The following is a 21111-nucleotide window of genomic DNA, read 5'->3' on the forward strand; positions in this document are numbered from 1 at the left end:
CCATACAACCAGAATCAAAATGGGTGTTAAAATAGAGAAGACCGATATATATAGAAACAGTTTGAACATTCTATACTTTCTAGATATCATCCTTGTCACCACCGGTCTGAAAGATATTTTTTCGCACCATCCAGTAATAAAAGACTGCCATCGCCAGTGTAATTAGTAGCATGATGCTATTCATAGCCATTGCATAGGGTCTATGGCGCAAATCAGGATGCATGTACTCAACATAGGCCTGCACAGGCAGAGCCTTTGGCAAAGTCGGTCCCAGCAGAAAAGGTATCTCATATGCTCCAAAGGAAAAAGCAAAAATAATTAGAAATGCTTTCTTTATAGCAGGCATACATAATGGTAGCGTAATGTAGAAGAAAGTCTTTAATCTAGAAGCACCTAGGTTTTCTGCAGCTTCACCCAAGGTAGTATTGATACTGGCCATCAGTGCAAGTACAAAATACGCTACAAAAGGTATCTCTTTCCATAAATAAGCAATTATAATACCTACATTATTTGTACTAAATAATAAGGTAGGAAAGTCTCCCTGTGTATCTAATAGCCCTAGTGCATACATAATTCGAGCAAGCAAGCCGTTTTGAGACAAGATTGTAATAATGAATAATGCCACAATGGTATGGGGAATAAGAATCGGTAGCTTTATAATCTGCAAAACTTTCCCCCTAACATTACCAGTATAGACTAGGACAGCACAAAGCAATACCCCTAGAACTATCGCAAGCACTGATGAAACCAGGGCTATTACAAAACTGACTCGGATAGAGTCTATAAACACTGGTTTTTGAAGGATCTCTTCGTAATACCGTAATGTAAAATCCATCATATCAAAAGCGGGGATATATCCGAAACTTTGTACCAATGCATTACCAATTCCTAAAAGAAAAAGCAACCCCAACAAAATCATAGGTAAGAGCAAAAAATAAGGTGTCTGATTTTTCACAGATGGTTCACTCCTTCAGAAGCATGAAGCAAATTATCAATCCACCCATACTCCTTTGAAATTTCTTCGTAATGGTACGTCTCCACTGGTCGACCCATGGCATCCCCAATAGCTGCACCAATCAGCGAGCCATAAACCTTATAATATAAACGGTCCATTACTTACCTACAACTTCTTCCGCCCAAATTTCCTCAATTAGTGGGACTAACTTTGCAGGCATTTCTGGTAATCGCTTAGAGAGCAATTCATCTTGAGGAATCGTTCCTTTACCAATATGTACCTTGTCAAATAATGCTTTCTCGTCATCCGTCAGCTTATCATATTCCACCACAGGTAAAGACTTTAGGGCAGAGAATTGACTTGCCTGCAGTTCCACTGAAATGATTTCGTTAATCGCAACCATAGCGGCTGCCTTATTCGGGGAGTTTGCTGCAATGGCAATATAATTTGTATTACCTATCATACCATTGTCAAATATAAATGTACGGGCAGTATCAGGAACAATTCCCTTTTCAATATCAACAGCTACGGAATAAGACTCATAGCTCATACTCATTACTAATTCACCATCGACAAACATGTTTTCTACCTTCGAAGAAGTGGCAGGAAAGGTTTTCCCCTCGTTCCAAAGATAAGGGTTAAGTTCTCTTAAGTAAGCTAGTGCAGGCTCGATGGCAGCTTTAACCTTATCTTTATCCACTTCCATATCAATAAACTGCTTATGCCCAACAATATCGTAGATAACATTTCGAACAAAAGCACTGCCAGTAAAATCTGGAGGTGCAGGATAAGTTACTTTTCCTTTGAGTTTTTTTGCATACGCCAAAAGCTCGGCTGTATTTTTAGGTGTTTCAGATGTTACTGCACTATCATTGATTAGTACCATCTGCGCTTTACTATACGGTGCCTCGTACCCCTCAATAGGGTATCCAAAATCTTTTTGAATTTCTTCAGAGTTTATATCAATATTCTTCTGAAAATTAGGTAGTTTATCAGCAAAGGGCCCAAATAATAACCCATTTTCTTTCGCAGAATAAAAGTTTTCTCCGTTGATCCAAATCATATCAATAGAGCCACTATCTTGTTCAGCTTGTTTTTCACCAGAAAGTTTGGCTAAAATCTGATCTATATCCATAGGTACCCGCTCTAGGGTAATATCATACTTTTCTTTTAAAGCAGAGGCTACTATAGTATCAAGCCATTTGTTTCTCTGTTCATCTCCACCCCAACCATAAAATCTCACCTTTGTTCCTTTTGCTTGTTCTATAATCGTGTCAAAACTAGCATTGTGATCAAATTTTACTTCAACCACATTGTTTCTCCCATTTGAACAACCTAGAAGTCCAGATAAGACCACCACTAGCATGATTAGTAAAGTAATTCCCTTCTTCATCATATATTGCTTCCTCCTTATTACTTTCTTGATTAAATGATTACGATTATAAAAATTGGGCGCGTAAATTCTATCTTCTTAAAGGTTTCCTTTCCTATGTTATTAAGCATATATTCTTTAGCTTTTTTTGATGCTATAATAAATATCTAAATAGTATTCTCGTCCCTATATAGGTTCCTACGAACATAAATGCTCCAAATACCCAGCCATGAAGGGAAAATGAAGGTATTGCACTAAAATAGGAACCAATATTACAACCAAAGCTTAGTCTGCTTCCATACCCCATCATAAGGCCTCCTAGGAGCCCAAAAAATAACTGTTTCTTATTTTTAATTTTTTTCAATTTAAACTCAGATGCGAGGAGTATAGCCATAAGCGCTCCTAGTATAACTGCTATATTAATCACTGAATAATTATTTATTAAAAATGTTTCTCCTGACTGATGACTATTATCATAAACGCGGAAGTAATACCAGTTTGAAACATCAATACCTAGTTTTCCAAGTGCATAGGCACCCCAATAAAAAAAACTATTGGTGACCTTCCAAGCATTGCCTGTAAGTGCTAAGATAATAATGTTGGAAAAGGCTAATATCAGTGCTCCAACCATATACGGCCAAGGTTTCTTAAATAACTTCTTATATAAGCTCATTGACCCACCCCTATCTACTTTTCTCAATATATATCTCCCATTCCCCATCACTAATCTCTGCATAGTCCACATCGTGCCCCTGTTTTTTTGCCCAATCTATAACATTTATTATAGAGCATGTGTGATCTGTTTCCATAATCAGAACATCTCCTATAGCCATGTTCTCAAGCTTTTTTAGTGCTTTAATTAAAGGAATAGGGCATGCTTCATACATGCAATCAATTCTTTCAACAGCCACAAGACTTCCTCCTTACCCCATTAAACAGACATTATGCTGTTCTTTTTGTCATACCAATCGGCTAATTTATATAAAACTATTAGAATGATAATCTGTATTGTCATTGACAAAGGTAGTCCAAGATATTTTGGGAAATAAACTACTGGTGACTCCGAAATGCACATTTTATCCCAAAATTCAAAATCCTTCGCTCCAATTAAAGTTCCGCCAATAAATCCTATCAAGACCACTACCTGAAGTAAAAAACCTTCTCCAATTCTAATAAGAGTCCCACTTGCACACCCACCTGCTATTACCATTCCGATACCAAATAGTACTGCGCCTACAATTGTATGGATACCCACTGGTTTTATCTGACTGGGTATATTATCTAGACTTAATGTAGCGTCATTTAAATGAAGTGGCTGAATGATTCCAAATCCTATGGTTGAAATAATAAACGCAATGATAATTGCTTTAAATAGGGATGTACTTCCAATCATAATAGGATCTCGAAAACTTGCGACAAAACAGAATCTTGATCTTTGCAGTGTGAACCCTATAAGTAGTCCCACCATCCAGAGTAAGCTAAATGTCCTATTTGTAAGTGCAAAATATATAAAGATCACTAAGCATACCAGTAGAACTAACCAGCCATACTTTACTTGACTGTTTTTATTTTTCTCTCTCTGCTGCCTACTTTTCTTTAATTCTTCAATTTTGCTATTTGACAATGTCTTCAGCTCCTTATAAAGGTCTATTATATGTTAAAATATAAACAAACCTTTAATTATAATTATACAACAATACTTATCCCTTAAATATACAGGATACTTATATAGGATAATAATTAATTATAATATGCTTTACTTCCTATTATAACACAATTTGTGGTATAATTGTTAATATATAGGTAATTGAATTTATTGCGATCATTATATTTATTTGCTAACTTTTAATGTGAAATGGGGAGATTATGGCATGCATAGAATTATTTATGATTGTGATAACACAATGGGTGTAAAAGAAAAGGATGTGGATGATGGCCTAACCCTTTTATATTTATTAGGAAGGGAAGATATAGAAATATTAGGAATAACAACTACTTATGGTAACAGCACTATAGAAGTGGTATATACCAACACTTTACAGATGATTAAAGAACTTCACCTTCATCATATTCCTCTTTTGAAGGGAGGTCCTTCGTCAGAGAAAAGACAAAGTGATGCTGCTAGGTTCTTATGCGAGAAGGTGGCTTCGCATCCAAAAGAAATTACTATTGTTGCTACTGGCTCTCTTACAAACCTTTTAGGCGCCTACGAAATGGATATTCATTTTTTTGAAAACGTCAAAGAGATTATTCTTATGGGTGGTATAACAGAACCTTTGATTATCAATGGTAAAAATTTAGATGAGCTTAATTTTTCTTGCGATGCCTATGCTGCCTACAAGGTTCTCACCTCTGGTGCAAAAATTACTGTAATCACAGGTCATATATGCTTACAAGCTCTTTTCGGAAAGCGGGAATATAAAAGGTTGATTGAAAACGAGGACATAAAGATATATCAGTATATTAGGAATAAAACAATCCATTGGTTTGAGTTTATAAGGAATTATTTTGGTATAGATGGTTTTTATAATTGGGATATTGTTGCTGCTGTATATTTGTCTAATCCGGAACTTTTTAATAATAACATCATTCATTTGTCACCCACCCCTCAAGATTTAAAAACAGGATTTCTTAAACAATCTGACAAAGGATACCACATTAATATACCTACTGCTATAAAAGATATGGAGAAGTTTAACGAGATTATATTTGCTACATGGGCAAATATAAAATATAAATAGTAACGGGAAGCCTAGGGCTTCCCTTTATTATTATATACTTTATTATTTTTCAATTTGTTCTCCGCTCACAGAGTATTCAAGCCATGATCCATCATAGTTCTTTATACTGTCATATCCTAAAAGCTCCTGAAGAACAAATAGTGTATGAGCAGCGCGTACTGCACTCTTACAATATGGCATGATCGCTTCTTTATCAGATGTGACTCCCTTTTCCTCATAAATGGTCTTTAGGTCATCAACAGATTTGAATGTACCATCTTGATTTATAGTATTTGTCCATTCAATCCAAACTGCTCCTGGGATACGACCTTCCTTCCATTCATCTTCACTTCGGGTATCTAATACTAATAAATTCTTATTATTAAAGCTTTCCTTCACTGAATCTAAAGTAGCAAAAAGATTTTCATTGGCTTCCTTAGCTTTATAAGTACTAGTCGCAACTTCTGCTGCTTTTCCTGTTTCATATCCAGCAGCCTTCCAAGCATCTCGGCCACCGTTTAATAATTTTACATCTTTATGACCATAAACCTTTAGTGCCCACCAGATACGTGACGCCCACAGATTATTGGCTTCGTCATAGACTACAATTGTATCTTTTTCAGTTATACCTAAAGAACCCATTAGCTCTTCAAAGTTTTCTTTATTAGGTAACATTCCCTTTACACCATTGACTTCTACACTTGTTGCATTTCTATCTATGTCTATAGCTGTTGGTATAAATCCACCTAACAATTTGTTTTTACCATCTCGTGCATCCAATACCTTTACTTTACCATCATCAATTAGGTCTTTTAATTCCTCAGCTGAAACCAAACTTCCTGGATTAGAATACCCGTTCTCACTTGCTTGTGCTGGTTCTGAATCAGACTTGGTAGTAGTCTGGTTTGAACAGCCCACTACACTGAAGATAAGGGTAATTGCCAGAATAAAAACTAACATTAACTTTGGCTTAAACATTATAATCCCCCTTTTATCTAAATTATAGATAAATTACAAAACATCAAATTCTATGTTAATAATTTATCTAACTACGATTATATTCTAAATGCCCAAAAAATGGAATAGCATATTACTCAATTCTGTCCCTGAAATGGCGTTTATAACAAAGATTTATATATATAAAGCCTTGTTATATTACAGTAGAATATCTTTTATTTGTATTATTACCAATGATTATAGTTGTAGTGGTGAAATACCCAATAATATATAAGAACAGATATACAAGACTAAAAAAATAATCCAGTATGTAAAAGTATTAAATTCAATATCTTTGTCATTTCTGACAATGGTCACTATATAAAATTCTAAGTCATAATGATGTGGGTATCGTGTTGGTCGGTAAACCTTCCACTCCAACACCAAAGGGCTCTTTTAAAATTAAAAATAAAGCCCTAAATCCTGGTGGACCCTTTGGAGCTCGGTGGATGGGATTAACAGCAACTGGGGGTAGCTACGGTATACATGGAACAAACAACCCAAATTCCATAGGCCATGCTGCTTCTGCTGGATGCGTTAGAATGTATAATCATGATGTAATTGAATTATACAATACTGTACCAATCGGAACTATTGTAAACATTTATTTTAATTTAGAAATAGCCCTAATATCATATCTGATATTAAGGCTATTTTTATATGTCTTAGAACTTAAATTTAGCTATATTTTTTTGTAGACTTTCTGCTAATCCAGCTAACATTTCACTAGATTGGGCGATTTCAGCCATGGCAGCTGTCTGTTCTTCAACTGATGCTGAAGTTTCTTCAGTACCTGCTGCATTTTCCTCAGATATAGCTGCTAAATTTTGCATTATATCTGCAAGATCATTTTTGTTTAAATACATTGCATCTACAGCATTCATAGATTTACTTAAAATCTCTTTTACAGATTCGATTTGTCGTGCTATACCATCAAATTTTGTTTCTGTAATTCCAACACTTTGGACTTGCTCTTTAATAATTGTAATAACGTCTTCCATAATCGTAACAGCATTTTGTGAATTGTCTTGTAGTTTCGATAACATCATATCGATTTCTTTTGCTGAATTAGTTGATTGCTCAGCTAGTTTTCTAATTTCATCCGCAACTACAGCAAAACCTTTACCGGCCTCACCTGCCCTAGCTGATTCTATAGCCGCATTTAATGCTAATAGATTTGTTTGCTCTGCAATACCTCTAATTAATTGACTTGCCTCCCCTATTTTACGGGCGCTTTCATTAGTTTCAATTGTACCTTCATAAATAGTTTGAATTGCTTTATCACTATTTTTTGTTCTATGGGTTAATCCTTTAATTATTTCCACACCGCCGTCTTTAAGTGTTGTCAATTCTTCCATTGCCTTATTAATCTGTTTCATGTATTTTAAATCTTCTTCTATATTTTGATTTAACTCATCTGTCTTTTGAACACCTGTTTCAATGTCTTTCGCTTGTTCATTAGTACTCTTAGCAATTTCCTCAATAGATCTAGCCACTTCTTCAGCAGCTACTGCTGATTGTTGACTTGTTGCAGTCAATTGTTCAGCAGAAGAAGCTACTTGAGCTGATGTATCTACAACTTGTTTTAGAAATTCCCTTAAGTTAACTGTAATTGTTTGGAAAGCCATAGCTAAAGAACCAACTTCATCCTTTTTATCCAGTAGGTCTTTCGGTACATCCTCTGTAACATCTAAATCTGATATTTTTTTAGAGTGTCCTATTATGCTAATAATTGGTTTTACAATTGAATTCCCTACAAAATAACAGACAATCATACTTACAAGCTGTACAATAATCGAATAGATAAGAATATTCCTTTGTAATGCTGGCAGAGCACTTAAAACCTCTGTTTCATCGGCAGTTATCGACATTATCCAGTCCGTTCCTTTTATAGGTGCATAACCTGCATACATTTTTCTACCGTTAAACTTGTAATTACTATACCCTCTTTTGTTACTTAGCATATTTTGAAACTCATCTGCAAGAGATTTTAAGCTCGGGTCATTTTCCACTTCTTTAATAGGATTAAATTGGTTTAGTACTTTATCTGTGTCTCGATGTGCTATTAGAGTTCCTTCTCCATTTAAAATATATGCGTATCCACTATTACCGAAACCCATATCGCTAGATAGTACATTTAAGAAGTCTGCATTTTTAACTGCAACTAATACCCCAATAATTTTTCTATTTTGATATATTGGTGTTGATAATGCCACAACTAGAGACCCATTATCAGCTGGATTCACACTTATAGTTGGAGGTAGCATGCCCCTTCTTCCTGCCATAGAGTCGGTGAAATACTGTCTCGAATTAACATTAGTACCCTCTATATTTGTTCTGAATGAATCTGTAAAGTGAAGATAACCACTTGTATTTACAATCCCCATCCTAATAAAATCACTATTTCCATCTGTTATTTGATTCAAGTATTCAAGTTTTTGTTCAAGTGTAATATCTTCATTGCTAATTAGTTCTCTACTAGCAATTCCTTCTAGAAATATGTACTCTGAATCAATTCTAGTATATATTACCTTGCTTCCTTCTACAGCTAAAAGCTCTAGAGCCTTATCGACTTCTGCAGTAACTGCTTTACTAGTAGTATTTATCGATATAACTCCATAGGTAATTGACACAAATAAAGTTACAATACAGAAATAAATAATAAGTTTAATTCTAATACTTTTCATTTTACTAACTCCCCTTATAAATTTTACTTATTTAAAACTCGTCATATGTACATGCAAAATGGTATTTTGCTACGATTAATAAAAAAATTCAACCTAAGATATAAGTATTTTATTCTATATCTTCTGCTAATACACAGGCCTCCCTTTTGAAAATTTTAATATATTGTTTCATATTAAACCATATATTTCATACGGAAAATCTAAATACACATTTTAGAAAAGCAAGTGCTTACTCACTTGATTCCCAGTATTCTACTATTATATTTCTATACGTACTTATTGTCAATAAATGTTTCAACATGTATATTTTTGCTATATTTTCTTATATAAATTAGCTAATATTATTTTATCTTACTGTTAGTTTTATAAAAATAAGTAAAAAGGCCTAGATGCATGTGCATCTAGACCTTTTTGAATTTTACTAATATTGATTTCGATGCCAAAAGTACGTATTTTAAGAGGACGTGATGCTTTGTAATCGCTGTACAATACAGCAAATCTTTCTCATTGATTGCAGGAAAAACAACCTCTGAAAACCCCTTCGCGCAAGAGTTAAGGACAAATTTCTTGGTGCCATCATTTGACATCAAAAAATTATCATTTATATTTAATTGTTGATTTACATTTGGTTTAAAAGCCATAATAACCTACCTTTCGCAATCACTCTAGATAGTGTTATTATACCATATAATTACATTGAAATCCATATGTTGCAACCTTTAGCGATATTGATCAAATAAATTTTGATGTGTTTTATATTTGAAGAAAAGTAATTGTAATTAGGGTGTCCTGAACTTTTGACACCTTAATTAATATTTAAATTTAGAAATATTATTTTGCATATTCTCAGCTAGCTGAGCTAATAACTCACTAGATTGAGCTATTTCCTCCATTGAAGCGGTTTGCTCTTCCACGGATGCGGAAACTTCCTCTGTTCCAGCTGCATTTTCTTCCGCTATAGCTGCTAAATTTTGCATAATACCAGCAAGCTCATTTTTATTCTTCTCCATAGTGGCTACAGAATTCATAGACTTAAGTACAGTTCCTTTTACTGACTCAATTTGTTCAGCAATTCCATCAAATTTACTCTCAGTTATAACTACACTTTCTACCTGCTCCTTTATTACTGATATAACCCCTTCCATAATTTGCACTGCATTTTGAGAGTTGTCCTGTAACCTTTTAAGCATATCATCTATCTCTCTAGCAGAATTAGTTGATTGCTCAGCTAGTTTACGAATTTCATCTGCTACTACCGCAAAGCCCTTACCAGCTTCTCCTGCCCTAGCCGACTCTATAGCAGCATTTAGGGCTAATAGATTAGTTTGCTCTGCAATATCCCTAATAAGTTGGCTGGCTTCTCCAATTTTTCTAGCACTTTCATTGGTTTCCATTGTACCTTCATAAATAGTTTGTATTGCTTGGTTACTATTTTTTGTCTTATTCGTTAATCCTTTTATTATTTGTACCCCATCATTTTTAAGATCCGTTAATGTTTCCATTGCAGAATTTATTAATTCCATATCCTTTAGATCTTCTCCAATGATATTGCTTAATGTTTCTGTCTTAGCAACACCTATTTCAATATCCTTAGCTTGATCATTTGCACTTTTCGCTATTTCCTCTATAGCCCTAGCTACTTCTTCTGCTGCTGTTGACGACTGCTGACTAGTAGCTGTTAACTCCTCTGAAGAAGATGCTACCTGTGCAGCAGTTTCTTCTACTTCCTTTAGAAACTTCTTTAAATTATCTGTAATACTTTGAAATGCCTTAGCCAAGGATCCAACCTCATCTTTTCTACTAATGAATTCTTCAGGTACATTTTCTCTAATATCTAGACTAGCTATTTTTTTAGAATAACCAATAATTCCTGTTACGGGATTCGCAATTGAATTCCCAACAAAATAACAGAAAACCATACTTACCAGCTGTACTATTATACTATATAGAATAATTTGTTTTTGTAAGGCAGGTAATGCCGTAAGCATCTCTTTTTCATTAGTTGTAATTGCTAATATCCAGTCTGTTCCTTTAATAGGTACGTACCCTGAATAAATAGTATTGCCTTGGAAAGTATAATTGTCTATACCCTCTTTATTATTTAGCATTTTTTCAAATTTTTCTGCTAATGACTTTAATGAATTATCATTTTCAACTTCCTTAATAGGGTTAAACTGATTAAGTACCTTATCTCTTTCTGGATGTGCAATAATTGTGCCCTCTCCATTCATCATATAGGCATAGCCACTGTCACCAAAACCCATATCCTTAGAAATTGTACTTAGGAAATTTGCATCTGAAACCGCAACCAAAACACCTACAATACTATTTTCATAACGAATAGGGACAGAATAAACTACAATAAGCGCTCCGTTATCATCAGCATTTACACTTATTGCCGGTGGTAACAAACCTCGCTTTCCGGCTAAGGATGTATGGTAATACTATCTTGCTGATACATTTACAATTGAGCCTCTAATACCATAGGAGTCTGATAAATACAGGTTGCTATTCAGGTCACTTACACCAATTCTTAAATAACTTTCTGACTTATTAACTTCCTCAAGTAAATACTTCATTTTAGTCTGTAAATCTACTCCCGGGTTACTAATGATTTCTCTATTAGCTAACCCTTCTAAATATGTATAATCAACTTCCATTTTAGCTTCTACTTGTTTACTTCCTTCACTCGCTAAGAGCTCTAGAGCTTGTTTAACCTCGTTAGTAACTGCATTTTTTAATGTGTTTATTGATAAAAAACCGTAAGTAGCTGATACAAATAATAATAAAATAGAAAAATAAATCATAAGTTTAGTTTTAATACTTTTCATTTTTCTCCCCCTGTTTAATAAAAATGTAGTTACCAGAATAGCCATTAGAAGTTCCGTGAATTACTGTCTTTCTGCTCCCCCCATAAAAATACAAATTTAATTATTTAAATATTTTCATGCACATATATATTATATCATGGCTTAAGTAAATATTTAACATATTTCTGCATCACCTTACATTTTTCTTTATTTTTATACTATTTTTTATATTGCAATAAAAAAAAAGACTAAATGCTCAATGAACAAATTAGCCTTTTAATGCTTTAATATTTAAACTTTGAAATATTCTGTTTCATATTTTCAGCAAGTTGTGCCAACACTTCACTCGCCTGTGCTATTTCAATCATAGATGCTGTTTGTTCCTCTACAGACGCAGATGTCTCCTCTGTACTAGCGGCATTTTCCTCAGCTATAGCAGCTAAGTTTTGCATAATATCTGCAAGCTCATTCTTATTGTTATACATAGTATTAACAGTCCCCATAGATTTACTTAATATAACTTTGACGGACTCTACTTGATCTGCTATACCATCAAATTTACTCTCGGTTATTTGTACACTCTCAACTTGCTCTCTAATTATAGTTATAACATCCTCCATAATTTTAACTGCATTTTGTGAGTTCTCCTGTAATCTACTAAGCATATTATCTATCTCTTTAGCGGAATTAGTTGATTGTTCTGCTAACTTTCTAATCTCCTCAGCTACTACAGCAAAACCTCTACCAGCTTCCCCTGCTCTAGCCGACTCTATAGCAGCATTTAAAGCCAATAAATTAGTTTGTTCTGCTATTCCCCTAATAAGTTGACTTGCCTCCCCAATCTTTCTTGCGCTTTCGTTAGTTTCCATTGTACCTTCGTAAATTGTCTGTATGGCTTGATCACTATTCTTTGTTCTAGTTGTAAGCCCCTTTATGATTTTCACACCATCATCCTTAAGGGAGGTTAATTGTTCCATGGCTTTGTTAATTTGCTCCATATACTTTAAGTCTTCTTCAATGTTTTGATTTAACTCATCGGTTTTTATAACCCCTGTTTCTATATCTTTTGCTTGCTCATTTGCACTTTTTGCTATCTCTTCAATTGCCCTAGCAACTTCATCAGCCGCAGATGCTGACTGTTGGCTAGTTAAAGTTAATTCTTCAGATGAGGTAGCAACTTGATTAGAAGTATCCGATACTTGTTTTACAAACTCCCTTAAATTAACTGTAATCGTTTGAAACGCCCCTGCTAAAGTACCTACCTCATCTCTTCTAGAAATGTATTCTTCCGGTACATCCTCTGTTAAATCTAGTTTAGAAAGCTTATCAGAGTGCTTAATAATACCATTTATAGGTTTTGAGATTGATGTTCCTATCAAGTATGTAATTAATATACTAATTAATAATATTATTAAACTTGTCCATATTATTCGTTTTCTTAAACTTGTTAAGGAGGATAGAACTTCATTTTCATTAGCAGTAATTGCTACTATCCAATCTGTACCTTCTATAGGTGCATATCCTGTATAAATTTCATTTCCTTCGAAAGTATAATTGCTTACACCGTTCTTATTATCAATCATTTTAGTAAACTCTTCTGCAACTGTTTTTAGCTGTGAATCACCTTCAGCCTCTTTAATTGGATTAAACTGATTTAAAACTCTACTACGATCAGGATGTGCTATTACCGTTCCTTCGCCGTTTATAATATAGGCGTAGCCCATATCCCCAAAGCCCATTCCATCTGCCAATAGATTTAAGAAATGTGCATCAGATACGGCTACAAGCACTCCTACAATTTGATTTTCATAGGTTATTGGTACAGAGTAAACAACAATTAAGGCCCCATTATCATCTGGATTTACACTTATTGCAGGTGGAAGTAGTCCTCTTTTACCTGCTAATGATTGATGATAATACTCCCTTTGACTGACGTCAACAATAGATCCTCTCATGCCATAGGAGTCGGATAAATATAGATTTCCATTTAAGTCTGAAACGCCAATTCTTAAATAGTTAGTTGATTTACTTACCTCGTCTAATAAAATTGTCATTTTTGTTTTTAAATCAATTGATGGATTATTAATACTTTCTCTACTGGCAATGCCTTGCAGGTAAGTATAATCTACTTCCATCCTTGCATTTATGATTCTACTACCTTCCCCAGCAAGCAGTTCAATTGCCTTTTCAACTTCACCTGTAACTGCACTTTTAGTGGTGTTAATAGATAAAAGCCCAAAGATGATTGATACTATTAAAACTAACACTGAAAAATAAAGAAGCTTGTGTTTTATACTATTCATTATCTTCCCCCCATTTATTTTATTAGTTTTTACGTCTTCTACATATTTCTACAAAAAACTACATTTTTCCTTCTCGGGTAAAAACCAATTTTTAGCATTAAAAACAAGTAAATACTAAGTATAGAGTAAATATATAAAGTAATTTGTAACTACAATTTTATAAATACATATTATGGTACTATAGTTTGTTATTTTATTAAGGAAGGAGAAATTAAGATGAGTAAATTTGAAATTAAAAACTTCATTAAAATCGAACCCACTAAATCACAAATAGAACCTAGTAACAAGGAATTCGAAATAAACCCTAGGCTTGAACAGGATATAGCTGTAGAAAGTATTGAAGTCAAAGAATTACAAGATAATAATGTTGAATATAATACCACTGATGAGGTTTTAGCTGAAGCTACAACCCAAGATAATAATTTAGATGAGGAAGTGACTTTAGAACAAGAAGATGTAGAAGCCCTCGAAAATTCAGATACAATAGTTTGTAATATTGATTTAAATAATTTAATGAATAAATTTTTAAATTTAGATGCTTTAAATTTAAGTTCTTTAAATTTAAATACCTTAAATCCTAACGAAGACATTAATAGCCAATTGACTACTATAACATCCAATCAACATAACTTAATCGAAAAAATAGAAAAGCTTACGGAAAAAATCGATAATTTAGAAAATAGTATAATTAGGCATACATACAGAGGAGACACAAAAATATATTATTAAAAAACTTATACAACCTATAACACCATTACTATTATGTGATGGTGTTATTTTTATATTAATCCATATTTGGATACAATATGAAACAATGATATAATAAAACAATAAATTCTATTTGGAGGTTTTTTTATGGAATTAAACGATGCAATAAGACTTAGAAGGAGCATAAGAAAGTTTAAGAAAGATCCAATACCCGAATCATATATTTACGAATTATTAGATGCCGCTCGACTAGCCCCTTCGGCAACAAATCTTCAACCCTGGCGCTTTATAGTAGTAAAAACAGAGGAAGCCATACAAAAATTATCAAAATGTACTCCACTACCCTTTGTTACCCAAGCACCCTTAGTTTTGATTTGTTGTATTGATCATGAGGCATTTAACGAAAGAGGTATCAGAGTCCAAGAACTCCAAGAATCTGGGGCTTTCGTAGATACCCCTCTAGACAATACAGATTCAACTAAATATATAAAACAAAGCCAGATGGATGAAGACACTGCAAAAGCCTATATGAATATGAATGCAGCTATTGCCATTGAGCATATTCTACTCAAAGCTACAGATTTAGGCCTAGGATCCTGTTGGGTTATGATGTTTAGCCAACGGAAGTTAAAACAGACCTTCAACATAGAGGACAGATATACACCTTTCTCATTAATTCCGATCGGATACGCAGATCAACAACCTATTCAGAGACCTAGATTATCTTTAGAAGAAATAATAATACATGAAGTTTAATAAAAGCCGGTTTTTTAACCGGCTTTTAAAATTCCTTATCACTCCAAATCCAAACCGTTGAAAATCCAACCAAAAATAGTATAATTACTAGAAGATTCATTTGAGACGGCAATATTCCTCGGGCGGAACCAACTATTAATCCTGCAAAAAAATATGAAATAAGTGCTTTATACTTCTCATACAACTTACCTAAAATATTTAATAGAGAGTATATCCCAATGACACTCCCAAGTCCAAAAACTAATAAATTAGGCATATTAAAATCGCTGATTGAAAATATTATTACATCATATATTCCAAATAAAATTAGAACAGAGCTCCCAGGTATACCTGGTATTATCATAGCAGCACTTGATAATATTCCACCTATAAACAATGTTAAATAACTTATTTCTTCAGTTTCCACTAATACACCCAGTGGCTCTGTTACGATTAATAGTCCGATTAAAAGGCCTAGAAATATCATAATTATTCTACCTTTAGTTACTTCAGGGCACTCTTTAAGAACAGGCTTAACGGAAGCTAATAAGCATCCTAACAAAAATGCCACAGTAAAATCCCTGTAATTCTCGAAAAACATAGCAAAAGCAAAAGCACTTAGAAATATCCCTATTATAACTCCGATAATCAAGGGTATATAAGGTTTTAAGTTTAGCTTTAATATATCTTTAACTATATCTTCATAAATCCCGAATATAAGAAATACCGTTCCACCACTCATTCCAGGCAAAACTATTACAAAACCCAATATAATTCCCTTTATAAACAGTGCCATTTTTTCCTCCTTAGAAGTTTAACTTTATATTATTTTTCCTCTAATCTACATAATAACTCAGCTTTATGAACTAAATATTAACTTCTATTCTTTGTTAAGGGCAATGATTTTATATGAGGCAGTCACTATGAGTCACACAATTCTCCAAAACTCATAATATAATCATATAATTAATTTTTCAATATTTTATACTGTCTTCGAGGGGAGGATGCTAATGAAGGCTATTTTGGAAATTAGAAATATGTCTAAGACCTATCACACTTTAGATGGTGAAACGAAAGCACTATATAACTTATCCTTTAATGTAAATCATGGTGAAATAGTATCGATAGTGGGTCCTAGTGGTTGTGGAAAATCTACTATATTATCTATAATCGCTGGTCTTATAAAACCAACCACAGGGGAAATAGTATTTCATAATAAAAACAAGGACATAGGATATATGTTTCAAAGTGATCATTTGTTTAATTGGCGTACTATTATGGACAATGTTTTGATTGGTTTAGAAATACAAAAAAAAGTCAGTGATGAGAGTAAAAGTCGAGTCTCAAATCTATTAGACACTTATGGATTAGGGGACTTTAAAAATCATTATCCGAATCAACTTTCAGGGGGAATGAGACAAAGGGTAGCATTAATCAGAACTCTAGCTACAGAACCAGATTTATTACTCTTAGACGAACCTTTTTCTGCTTTAGATTATCAAAGCCGTTTAAAGGTTAGTGATGATATTGCTAAAATTATTAGGCAGGAGAAAAAGACAGCTATAATGGTAACTCACGACATTGCTGAAGCTATAAGCATGTCCAGTCGAGTCATAGTGCTATCTAACAGGCCAGCTAAAATTAAAAGTATCCATGATATAAAACTTACATGTAACGAAGGAACATCCCCAATAAAATGTAGAGAAGCTCCAGAATTTAAGGACTATTTTAATCGGATTTGGAAGGAGCTTGATATTTATGTTAAATAAATCAAAAATAGAAAATTCAGCTTATTCTAAAAGCCACTTAGAATATTTAAATTCTGTTAGAAAACATTTTTTGAAAATAAGACTCTCTCAAATTGGTTTATTAGTTGTTTTCTTATTAATTTGGGAAGTTGCTGCCACCTTAAGATGGGTTGACCCATTTTTCTTTAGTAAGCCATCATCAATTTTTCATTTAATTGTTCGACTTACAAGAGATGGTTCATTGATTAAGCATACATCCATATCTGTTTTTGAAACTATTGTAGGTTTTGTTTTAGGTACAATAATAGGAACCATTGCAGCTATTATATTATGGTGGTCAGACTTTTTAGCAAAAGTGCTAGATCCTTACTTAGTTGTTTTAAATGCTCTACCTAAAATTGCACTTGGACCTATTATAATTATATGGGCAGGTGCAGGTATGAGAGGTATAATTGTAACCGCCTTAGCTATATCTTTAATTGTAACTATTTTAGCAACATATAATGGCTTTAAAGAAGTAGACAATGAAAAAATTAAGATGTTAATGACCTTTGGAGCCACAAAATTTCAAGTGCTCCAAAAGGTTGTATTTCCTTCTAATGTGCCTAATATGGTAAATACAATGAAAATAAATCTAGGGATGTCTTGGGTAGGGGTTATCGTCGGAGAATTCTTGGTATCCAAAGCTGGATTAGGCTATTTGATTGTATACGGTGGGCAAGTTTTTAGACTAGATATTGTAATGGCCGGGGTAATAATTTTAGCAATTGCTACATTCATTATGTACCAATTAATAGCTTATGTAGAAAATAAGTTTTTAAAATGGCGACAATAAATAATTAACTGATTTATAGCAATCTATAAAACAAAAAGGCCAAATAAATAGGCCTTTTTGTTTTATTCTATATTAAAATATTTTCTTTACTTTATAATTATAGTTTTTCAAATACTCAATACAAGATACATATTGTAGTGCAGTATCTATAGATGTAAAGCAAGGTATATTATAATCTACAGACTTTCTTCTTAGCTTAAACCCGTATCTATCAGAATATTTTCCCTTTGTCGGAGTATTAATAGTCATAACAATGGAATATTCCTTGAATATTTTTCCAAGGTCATCTTCGCTAGATAAAACTTTTGTAATAGGTATATTGTTTTCCGAGTAGAAATTTGCAGTTTTCTCGGTTGCTATTATTTTAAAGCCAAGCTCAATAATTTTCTTAGCTATTTGTAATGACTCATGCTTATCCCTATCTGATATGGATAGTAGTACTCCACCGGAACTCGGAATTTTTAGGCCGACTCCTTCAAAAGCTTTGAGCATTGCCTCAGAGTAATTTTCCCCAACACCCATAACTTCACCTGTGGATTTCATCTCCGGACTTAAGACGATATCCACATCTGCAAGCTTCTCTAAACAGAAAACTGGAGCTTTAACGATAACATATGGTGGATAGTTTGCCACACCCGTATTGTAGCCTAATTCTAATAATGTTTTGCCTAACATTATTTCAGTTGCAACTGCAACCATAGGCACTCCAGTAACCTTAGATACTATAGGCACAGTTCTTGATGCTCTAGGATTAGCCTCAAGCACTAATACATCTTCACCCTTAACTACAAATTGAATATTTATTAGTCCTTTGATATCCAAGGCCCTAGCAATTTTTATTGTATAATCAACAATCTTTTCTTTAATAGAATCCGTAACATCCTGTATTGGATATACGCTCATACTATCCCCAGAGTGCACACCTGCCCTTTCAATATGTTCCATAATAGCAGGTATAAAAACATCTTTTCCATCACTAATTCCATCTATTTCAACTTCTTTTCCTTCTATATATTGATCTACTAAAATAGGATAGTCGTCTCCAAATATTTGAAAGTTCTCAACATAATTAACTAGTTGTTCTTCATTCCAAACAATCTCCATAGATTGCCCACCAATAACATATGATGGTCTAACAACTAATGGAAAGCCTAATACTTTACTTACTTCTTTAGCTTCAGTAATACCTTTAATTGTACTACCCTTAGTCTGAGGAATATTTAAACTATTAAGCAACTCAGAAAACTTTTTACGATCTTCCGCCTTATCAATATCTTCTGGGGCAGTACCTAATATATTTATTCCTTTTTCATATAAAGGCTTAACTAAATTTATCGCTGTCTGACCGCCAAATTGAACAATAACCCCATTTGCCTTTTCCTTTTCAACTATATTAATTACATCCTCGCTCGTTAAAGGCTCAAAGTACAATTTATCTGAAGTGTCAAAATCTGTACTAACAGTCTCTGGATTATTATTTATTATAATAGTCTCTACCCCTATGTTTTTAAGAGCCCATGCACCGTGGACACTACAATAATCAAACTCTATTCCTTGGCCTATTCTTATGGGGCCTGAGCCTAGAATAACAACTTTATTTTTTTCAGTTACCTCTACTTCGCAATCTTCCTCATAGGTTGAATAAAAATATGGGGTTGAAGATTCAAATTCTCCGGCACATGTATCTACAAGCTTGTATACTGGTTTTAAATCAATTTCTTTTCTAAAATCTAAAACTTCATCAGGTGTAATTCCTAATATATTAGATATATATACATCACTAAAGCCTAGTTTTTTGCAATTGCTGATTGTGTTTATATCTAACCGGTTTTCTCTTAACTCTTGTTCCATATTTACGATATTTTCTATTTTTGACAAAAACCATTTATCAATACGAGTCATATCATGTATTTCATCTATAGAGTATCCTTTTCTCAGAGCATTAAATATCGCAAATAACCTTTGGTCATTTGGAATCTTTAGCTTATTTTCTATATCATCAACGTCTCTAAATAAAGCGGTTTTATTTACACCTTCCAAACTTCTAACCGCTTTTAATAAGGCCCCTTCAAATACTCTATCAATAGCCATTACTTCTCCAGTAGCCTTCATTTGTGTACCGAGCTTTCTATCCGCAGTATAAAATTTATCAAAAGGCCATTGTGGTATTTTAACAACTATATAATCCAAACTTGGCTCAAATAATGCTGAGGTTTTACCTGTAACAGGATTCACAATTTCATCTAATGTTAAGCCGATAGCTATTTTTGCAGCAATTTTAGCTATAGGGTAACCTGTTGCTTTAGAGGCTAGGGCACTGGATCTACTTACCCTCGGATTAACTTCTATAACTATATACTCCATACTAAAGGGATTTAAAGCAAACTGAATATTACATCCACCTTCAATTTTAAGTTCTCTTATTATATCTATAGAAGCACTTCTTAGCATTTGATGCTCTACATCTCTTAATGTTTGTGAAGGTGCAACAACAATACTATCCCCCGTATGAACTCCTACGGGATCAAAATTTTCCATATTACATATAGTAATACAGTTATCGTTTTTATCACGCATTACTTCATACTCTATCTCTTTCCAGTTTAGAACACTTCTCTCTATTAATGCCTGACCTATCATACTAAGGCGCAAGCCCTTTTCTAAAACTATGTTTAGCTCTTCTTCGTTATCAACAAACCCCCCACCAGTTCCACCTAAAGTATATGCTGGTCTAATAATTAACGGATAACCAACCTCTCTAGCAAAACTAATTCCTTCATCCATTGTACTTACAATTCTACTTGGTGGAATAGGTTGCCCTATACTTTCCATAGTTTCTTTAAAAAGTTTTCTATCCTCTGCTCTTTTAACAGCCTCTACCGAGGTGCCTAAAAGCTTAACATTATATTTATCCAATATTCCTTGCTCAAACAGTTCTATTGCTAAATTTAATCCCGTCTGTCCACCTAAAGTTGGCAGAATACCCTGTGGTCTTTCTATTTCTATTATTTTCTCTAAGCTTTTAGTATTAAGTGGCTCAATATATACATGGTCCGCAATGTTTTTATCAGTCATAATAGTGGCTGGATTACTGTTTACTAGAACAACTTCTATTCCTTCCTCTTTAAGGGACTTACATGCTTGAGTTCCTGCATAATCGAATTCTGCCGCTTGACCTATAATAATTGGCCCTGAACCTATAACTAAGACTTTATTTATTGATGTGTCTTTTGCCACCCATA

General features: G+C 33.6%; 19 protein-coding genes and 1 pseudogene. 6 read left to right on the top strand and 14 right to left on the bottom strand.

What is annotated here, in order from left to right:
• Positions 1 to 79: 79 nt before the first annotated feature.
• The 6 genes from HZR23_RS01495 to HZR23_RS01520 form a co-directional block, all read right to left on the bottom strand.
• A complete protein-coding gene (locus HZR23_RS01495) occupies positions 80 to 955 on the bottom strand; it encodes an ABC transporter permease (RefSeq protein WP_330615936.1) in 876 nt (291 codons plus the stop codon).
• A complete protein-coding gene (locus tag HZR23_RS17955) occupies positions 952 to 1113 on the bottom strand; it encodes an ADP-ribosylglycohydrolase family protein (protein WP_132848322.1) in 162 nt (53 codons plus the stop codon). The genes HZR23_RS01495 and HZR23_RS17955 overlap by 4 nt, the downstream gene beginning before the upstream one ends.
• Complete coding sequence (locus HZR23_RS01505) at positions 1113 to 2351, bottom strand: ABC transporter substrate-binding protein (RefSeq protein WP_330615937.1); 1239 nt, start codon at positions 2349 to 2351, stop codon at positions 1113 to 1115. Before HZR23_RS01505 ends, HZR23_RS17955 begins: the two co-directional genes overlap by 1 nt.
• Positions 2352 to 2481: 130 nt before the next feature.
• Positions 2482 to 3000: a YeeE/YedE thiosulfate transporter family protein gene (locus HZR23_RS01510; RefSeq protein WP_132848323.1), complete on the bottom strand. Its 519-nt coding sequence runs from the start codon at positions 2998 to 3000 to the stop codon at positions 2482 to 2484.
• A 10-nt stretch (positions 3001 to 3010) separates the two neighbouring features.
• On the bottom strand, positions 3011 to 3238 hold the full coding sequence (locus HZR23_RS01515) for a sulfurtransferase TusA family protein (RefSeq protein WP_132848324.1): 228 nt from the start codon (positions 3236 to 3238) through the stop codon (positions 3011 to 3013).
• A 20-nt stretch (positions 3239 to 3258) separates the two neighbouring features.
• Positions 3259 to 3951 carry a YeeE/YedE thiosulfate transporter family protein gene (locus tag HZR23_RS01520; RefSeq protein WP_207667867.1) on the bottom strand — a complete coding sequence of 231 codons (693 nt, stop codon included), beginning with the start codon at positions 3949 to 3951 and terminating at the stop codon, positions 3259 to 3261.
• A 247-nt stretch (positions 3952 to 4198) separates the two neighbouring features.
• Here HZR23_RS01520 and HZR23_RS01525 point away from each other — a divergent pair, with 247 nt between their 5' ends.
• Positions 4199 to 5068 carry a nucleoside hydrolase gene (locus tag HZR23_RS01525; RefSeq protein ID WP_132848325.1) on the top strand — a complete coding sequence of 290 codons (870 nt, stop codon included), beginning with the start codon at positions 4199 to 4201 and terminating at the stop codon, positions 5066 to 5068.
• A 42-nt stretch (positions 5069 to 5110) separates the two neighbouring features.
• On the opposite strand, the gene HZR23_RS01530 is transcribed toward HZR23_RS01525, so the two are convergent.
• Positions 5111 to 6025, bottom strand: coding sequence for a sulfurtransferase (locus HZR23_RS01530; protein ID WP_132848326.1), 915 nt, complete (start codon positions 6023 to 6025; stop codon positions 5111 to 5113).
• Positions 6026 to 6399: 374 nt separating this feature from the next.
• Between HZR23_RS01530 and HZR23_RS01535 the strand changes: the two genes are divergently transcribed.
• Positions 6400 to 6741, top strand: a complete 342-nt coding sequence (locus HZR23_RS01535) for a L,D-transpeptidase (RefSeq protein ID WP_330571411.1) — start codon at positions 6400 to 6402, stop codon at positions 6739 to 6741.
• Here the strand turns inward: HZR23_RS01535 and HZR23_RS01540 are convergent.
• From HZR23_RS01540 to HZR23_RS01555, 5 genes and pseudogenes are all read right to left on the bottom strand, one after another.
• Positions 6709 to 8730 carry a methyl-accepting chemotaxis protein gene (locus HZR23_RS01540; RefSeq protein ID WP_132848328.1) on the bottom strand — a complete coding sequence of 674 codons (2022 nt, stop codon included), beginning with the start codon at positions 8728 to 8730 and terminating at the stop codon, positions 6709 to 6711. The genes HZR23_RS01535 and HZR23_RS01540 overlap by 33 nt on opposite strands.
• 809 nt (positions 8731 to 9539) lie before the next feature.
• Entirely contained in the window at positions 9540 to 10718 is a 1179-nt protein-coding gene (locus HZR23_RS17675) for a methyl-accepting chemotaxis protein (RefSeq protein ID WP_408641302.1), read from the bottom strand.
• Between the two features lie 30 nt (positions 10719 to 10748).
• A pseudogene (locus tag HZR23_RS17960) lies at positions 10749 to 11159 on the bottom strand (cache domain-containing protein); the annotation flags it as partial.
• Positions 11160 to 11174: 15 nt separating this feature from the next.
• Positions 11175 to 11561: a hypothetical protein gene (locus HZR23_RS01550; RefSeq protein ID WP_132848331.1), complete on the bottom strand. Its 387-nt coding sequence runs from the start codon at positions 11559 to 11561 to the stop codon at positions 11175 to 11177.
• Positions 11562 to 11824: 263 nt separating this feature from the next.
• The gene (locus HZR23_RS01555) at positions 11825 to 13843 is read right to left on the bottom strand and encodes a methyl-accepting chemotaxis protein (RefSeq protein WP_132848332.1); all 2019 of its coding nucleotides are present in this window, start codon (positions 13841 to 13843) and stop codon (positions 11825 to 11827) included.
• A gap of 216 nt (positions 13844 to 14059) precedes the next feature.
• Here HZR23_RS01555 and HZR23_RS01560 point away from each other — a divergent pair, with 216 nt between their 5' ends.
• The gene (locus HZR23_RS01560) at positions 14060 to 14572 is read left to right on the top strand and encodes a hypothetical protein (protein ID WP_132848333.1); all 513 of its coding nucleotides are present in this window, start codon (positions 14060 to 14062) and stop codon (positions 14570 to 14572) included.
• Positions 14573 to 14698: 126 nt separating this feature from the next.
• On the top strand, positions 14699 to 15307 hold the full coding sequence (locus tag HZR23_RS01565; protein ID WP_132848334.1) for a nitroreductase family protein: 609 nt from the start codon (positions 14699 to 14701) through the stop codon (positions 15305 to 15307).
• Positions 15308 to 15332: 25 nt separating this feature from the next.
• Here HZR23_RS01565 and HZR23_RS01570 read toward each other — a convergent pair whose 3' ends face one another.
• Positions 15333 to 16082: an undecaprenyl phosphate translocase family protein gene (locus HZR23_RS01570; RefSeq protein ID WP_132848335.1), complete on the bottom strand. Its 750-nt coding sequence runs from the start codon at positions 16080 to 16082 to the stop codon at positions 15333 to 15335.
• Positions 16083 to 16296: 214 nt separating this feature from the next.
• Between HZR23_RS01570 and HZR23_RS01575 the strand changes: the two genes are divergently transcribed.
• On the top strand, positions 16297 to 17055 hold the full coding sequence (locus tag HZR23_RS01575; RefSeq protein ID WP_132848336.1) for an ABC transporter ATP-binding protein: 759 nt from the start codon (positions 16297 to 16299) through the stop codon (positions 17053 to 17055).
• Positions 17045 to 17869, top strand: a complete 825-nt coding sequence (locus HZR23_RS01580; protein WP_132848337.1) for an ABC transporter permease — start codon at positions 17045 to 17047, stop codon at positions 17867 to 17869. Before HZR23_RS01575 ends, HZR23_RS01580 begins: the two co-directional genes overlap by 11 nt.
• Before the next feature lie 72 nt (positions 17870 to 17941).
• On the opposite strand, the gene carB is transcribed toward HZR23_RS01580, so the two are convergent.
• Positions 17942 to 21106, bottom strand: coding sequence for a carbamoyl-phosphate synthase (glutamine-hydrolyzing) large subunit (gene carB, locus HZR23_RS01585; RefSeq protein ID WP_132848338.1), 3165 nt, complete (start codon positions 21104 to 21106; stop codon positions 17942 to 17944).
• Positions 21107 to 21111 lie beyond the last annotated feature (5 nt).

The sequence above is a fragment of the Serpentinicella alkaliphila genome (assembly GCF_018141405.1).
Taxonomy (GTDB): domain Bacteria; phylum Bacillota; class Clostridia; order Peptostreptococcales; family Natronincolaceae; genus Serpentinicella; species Serpentinicella alkaliphila.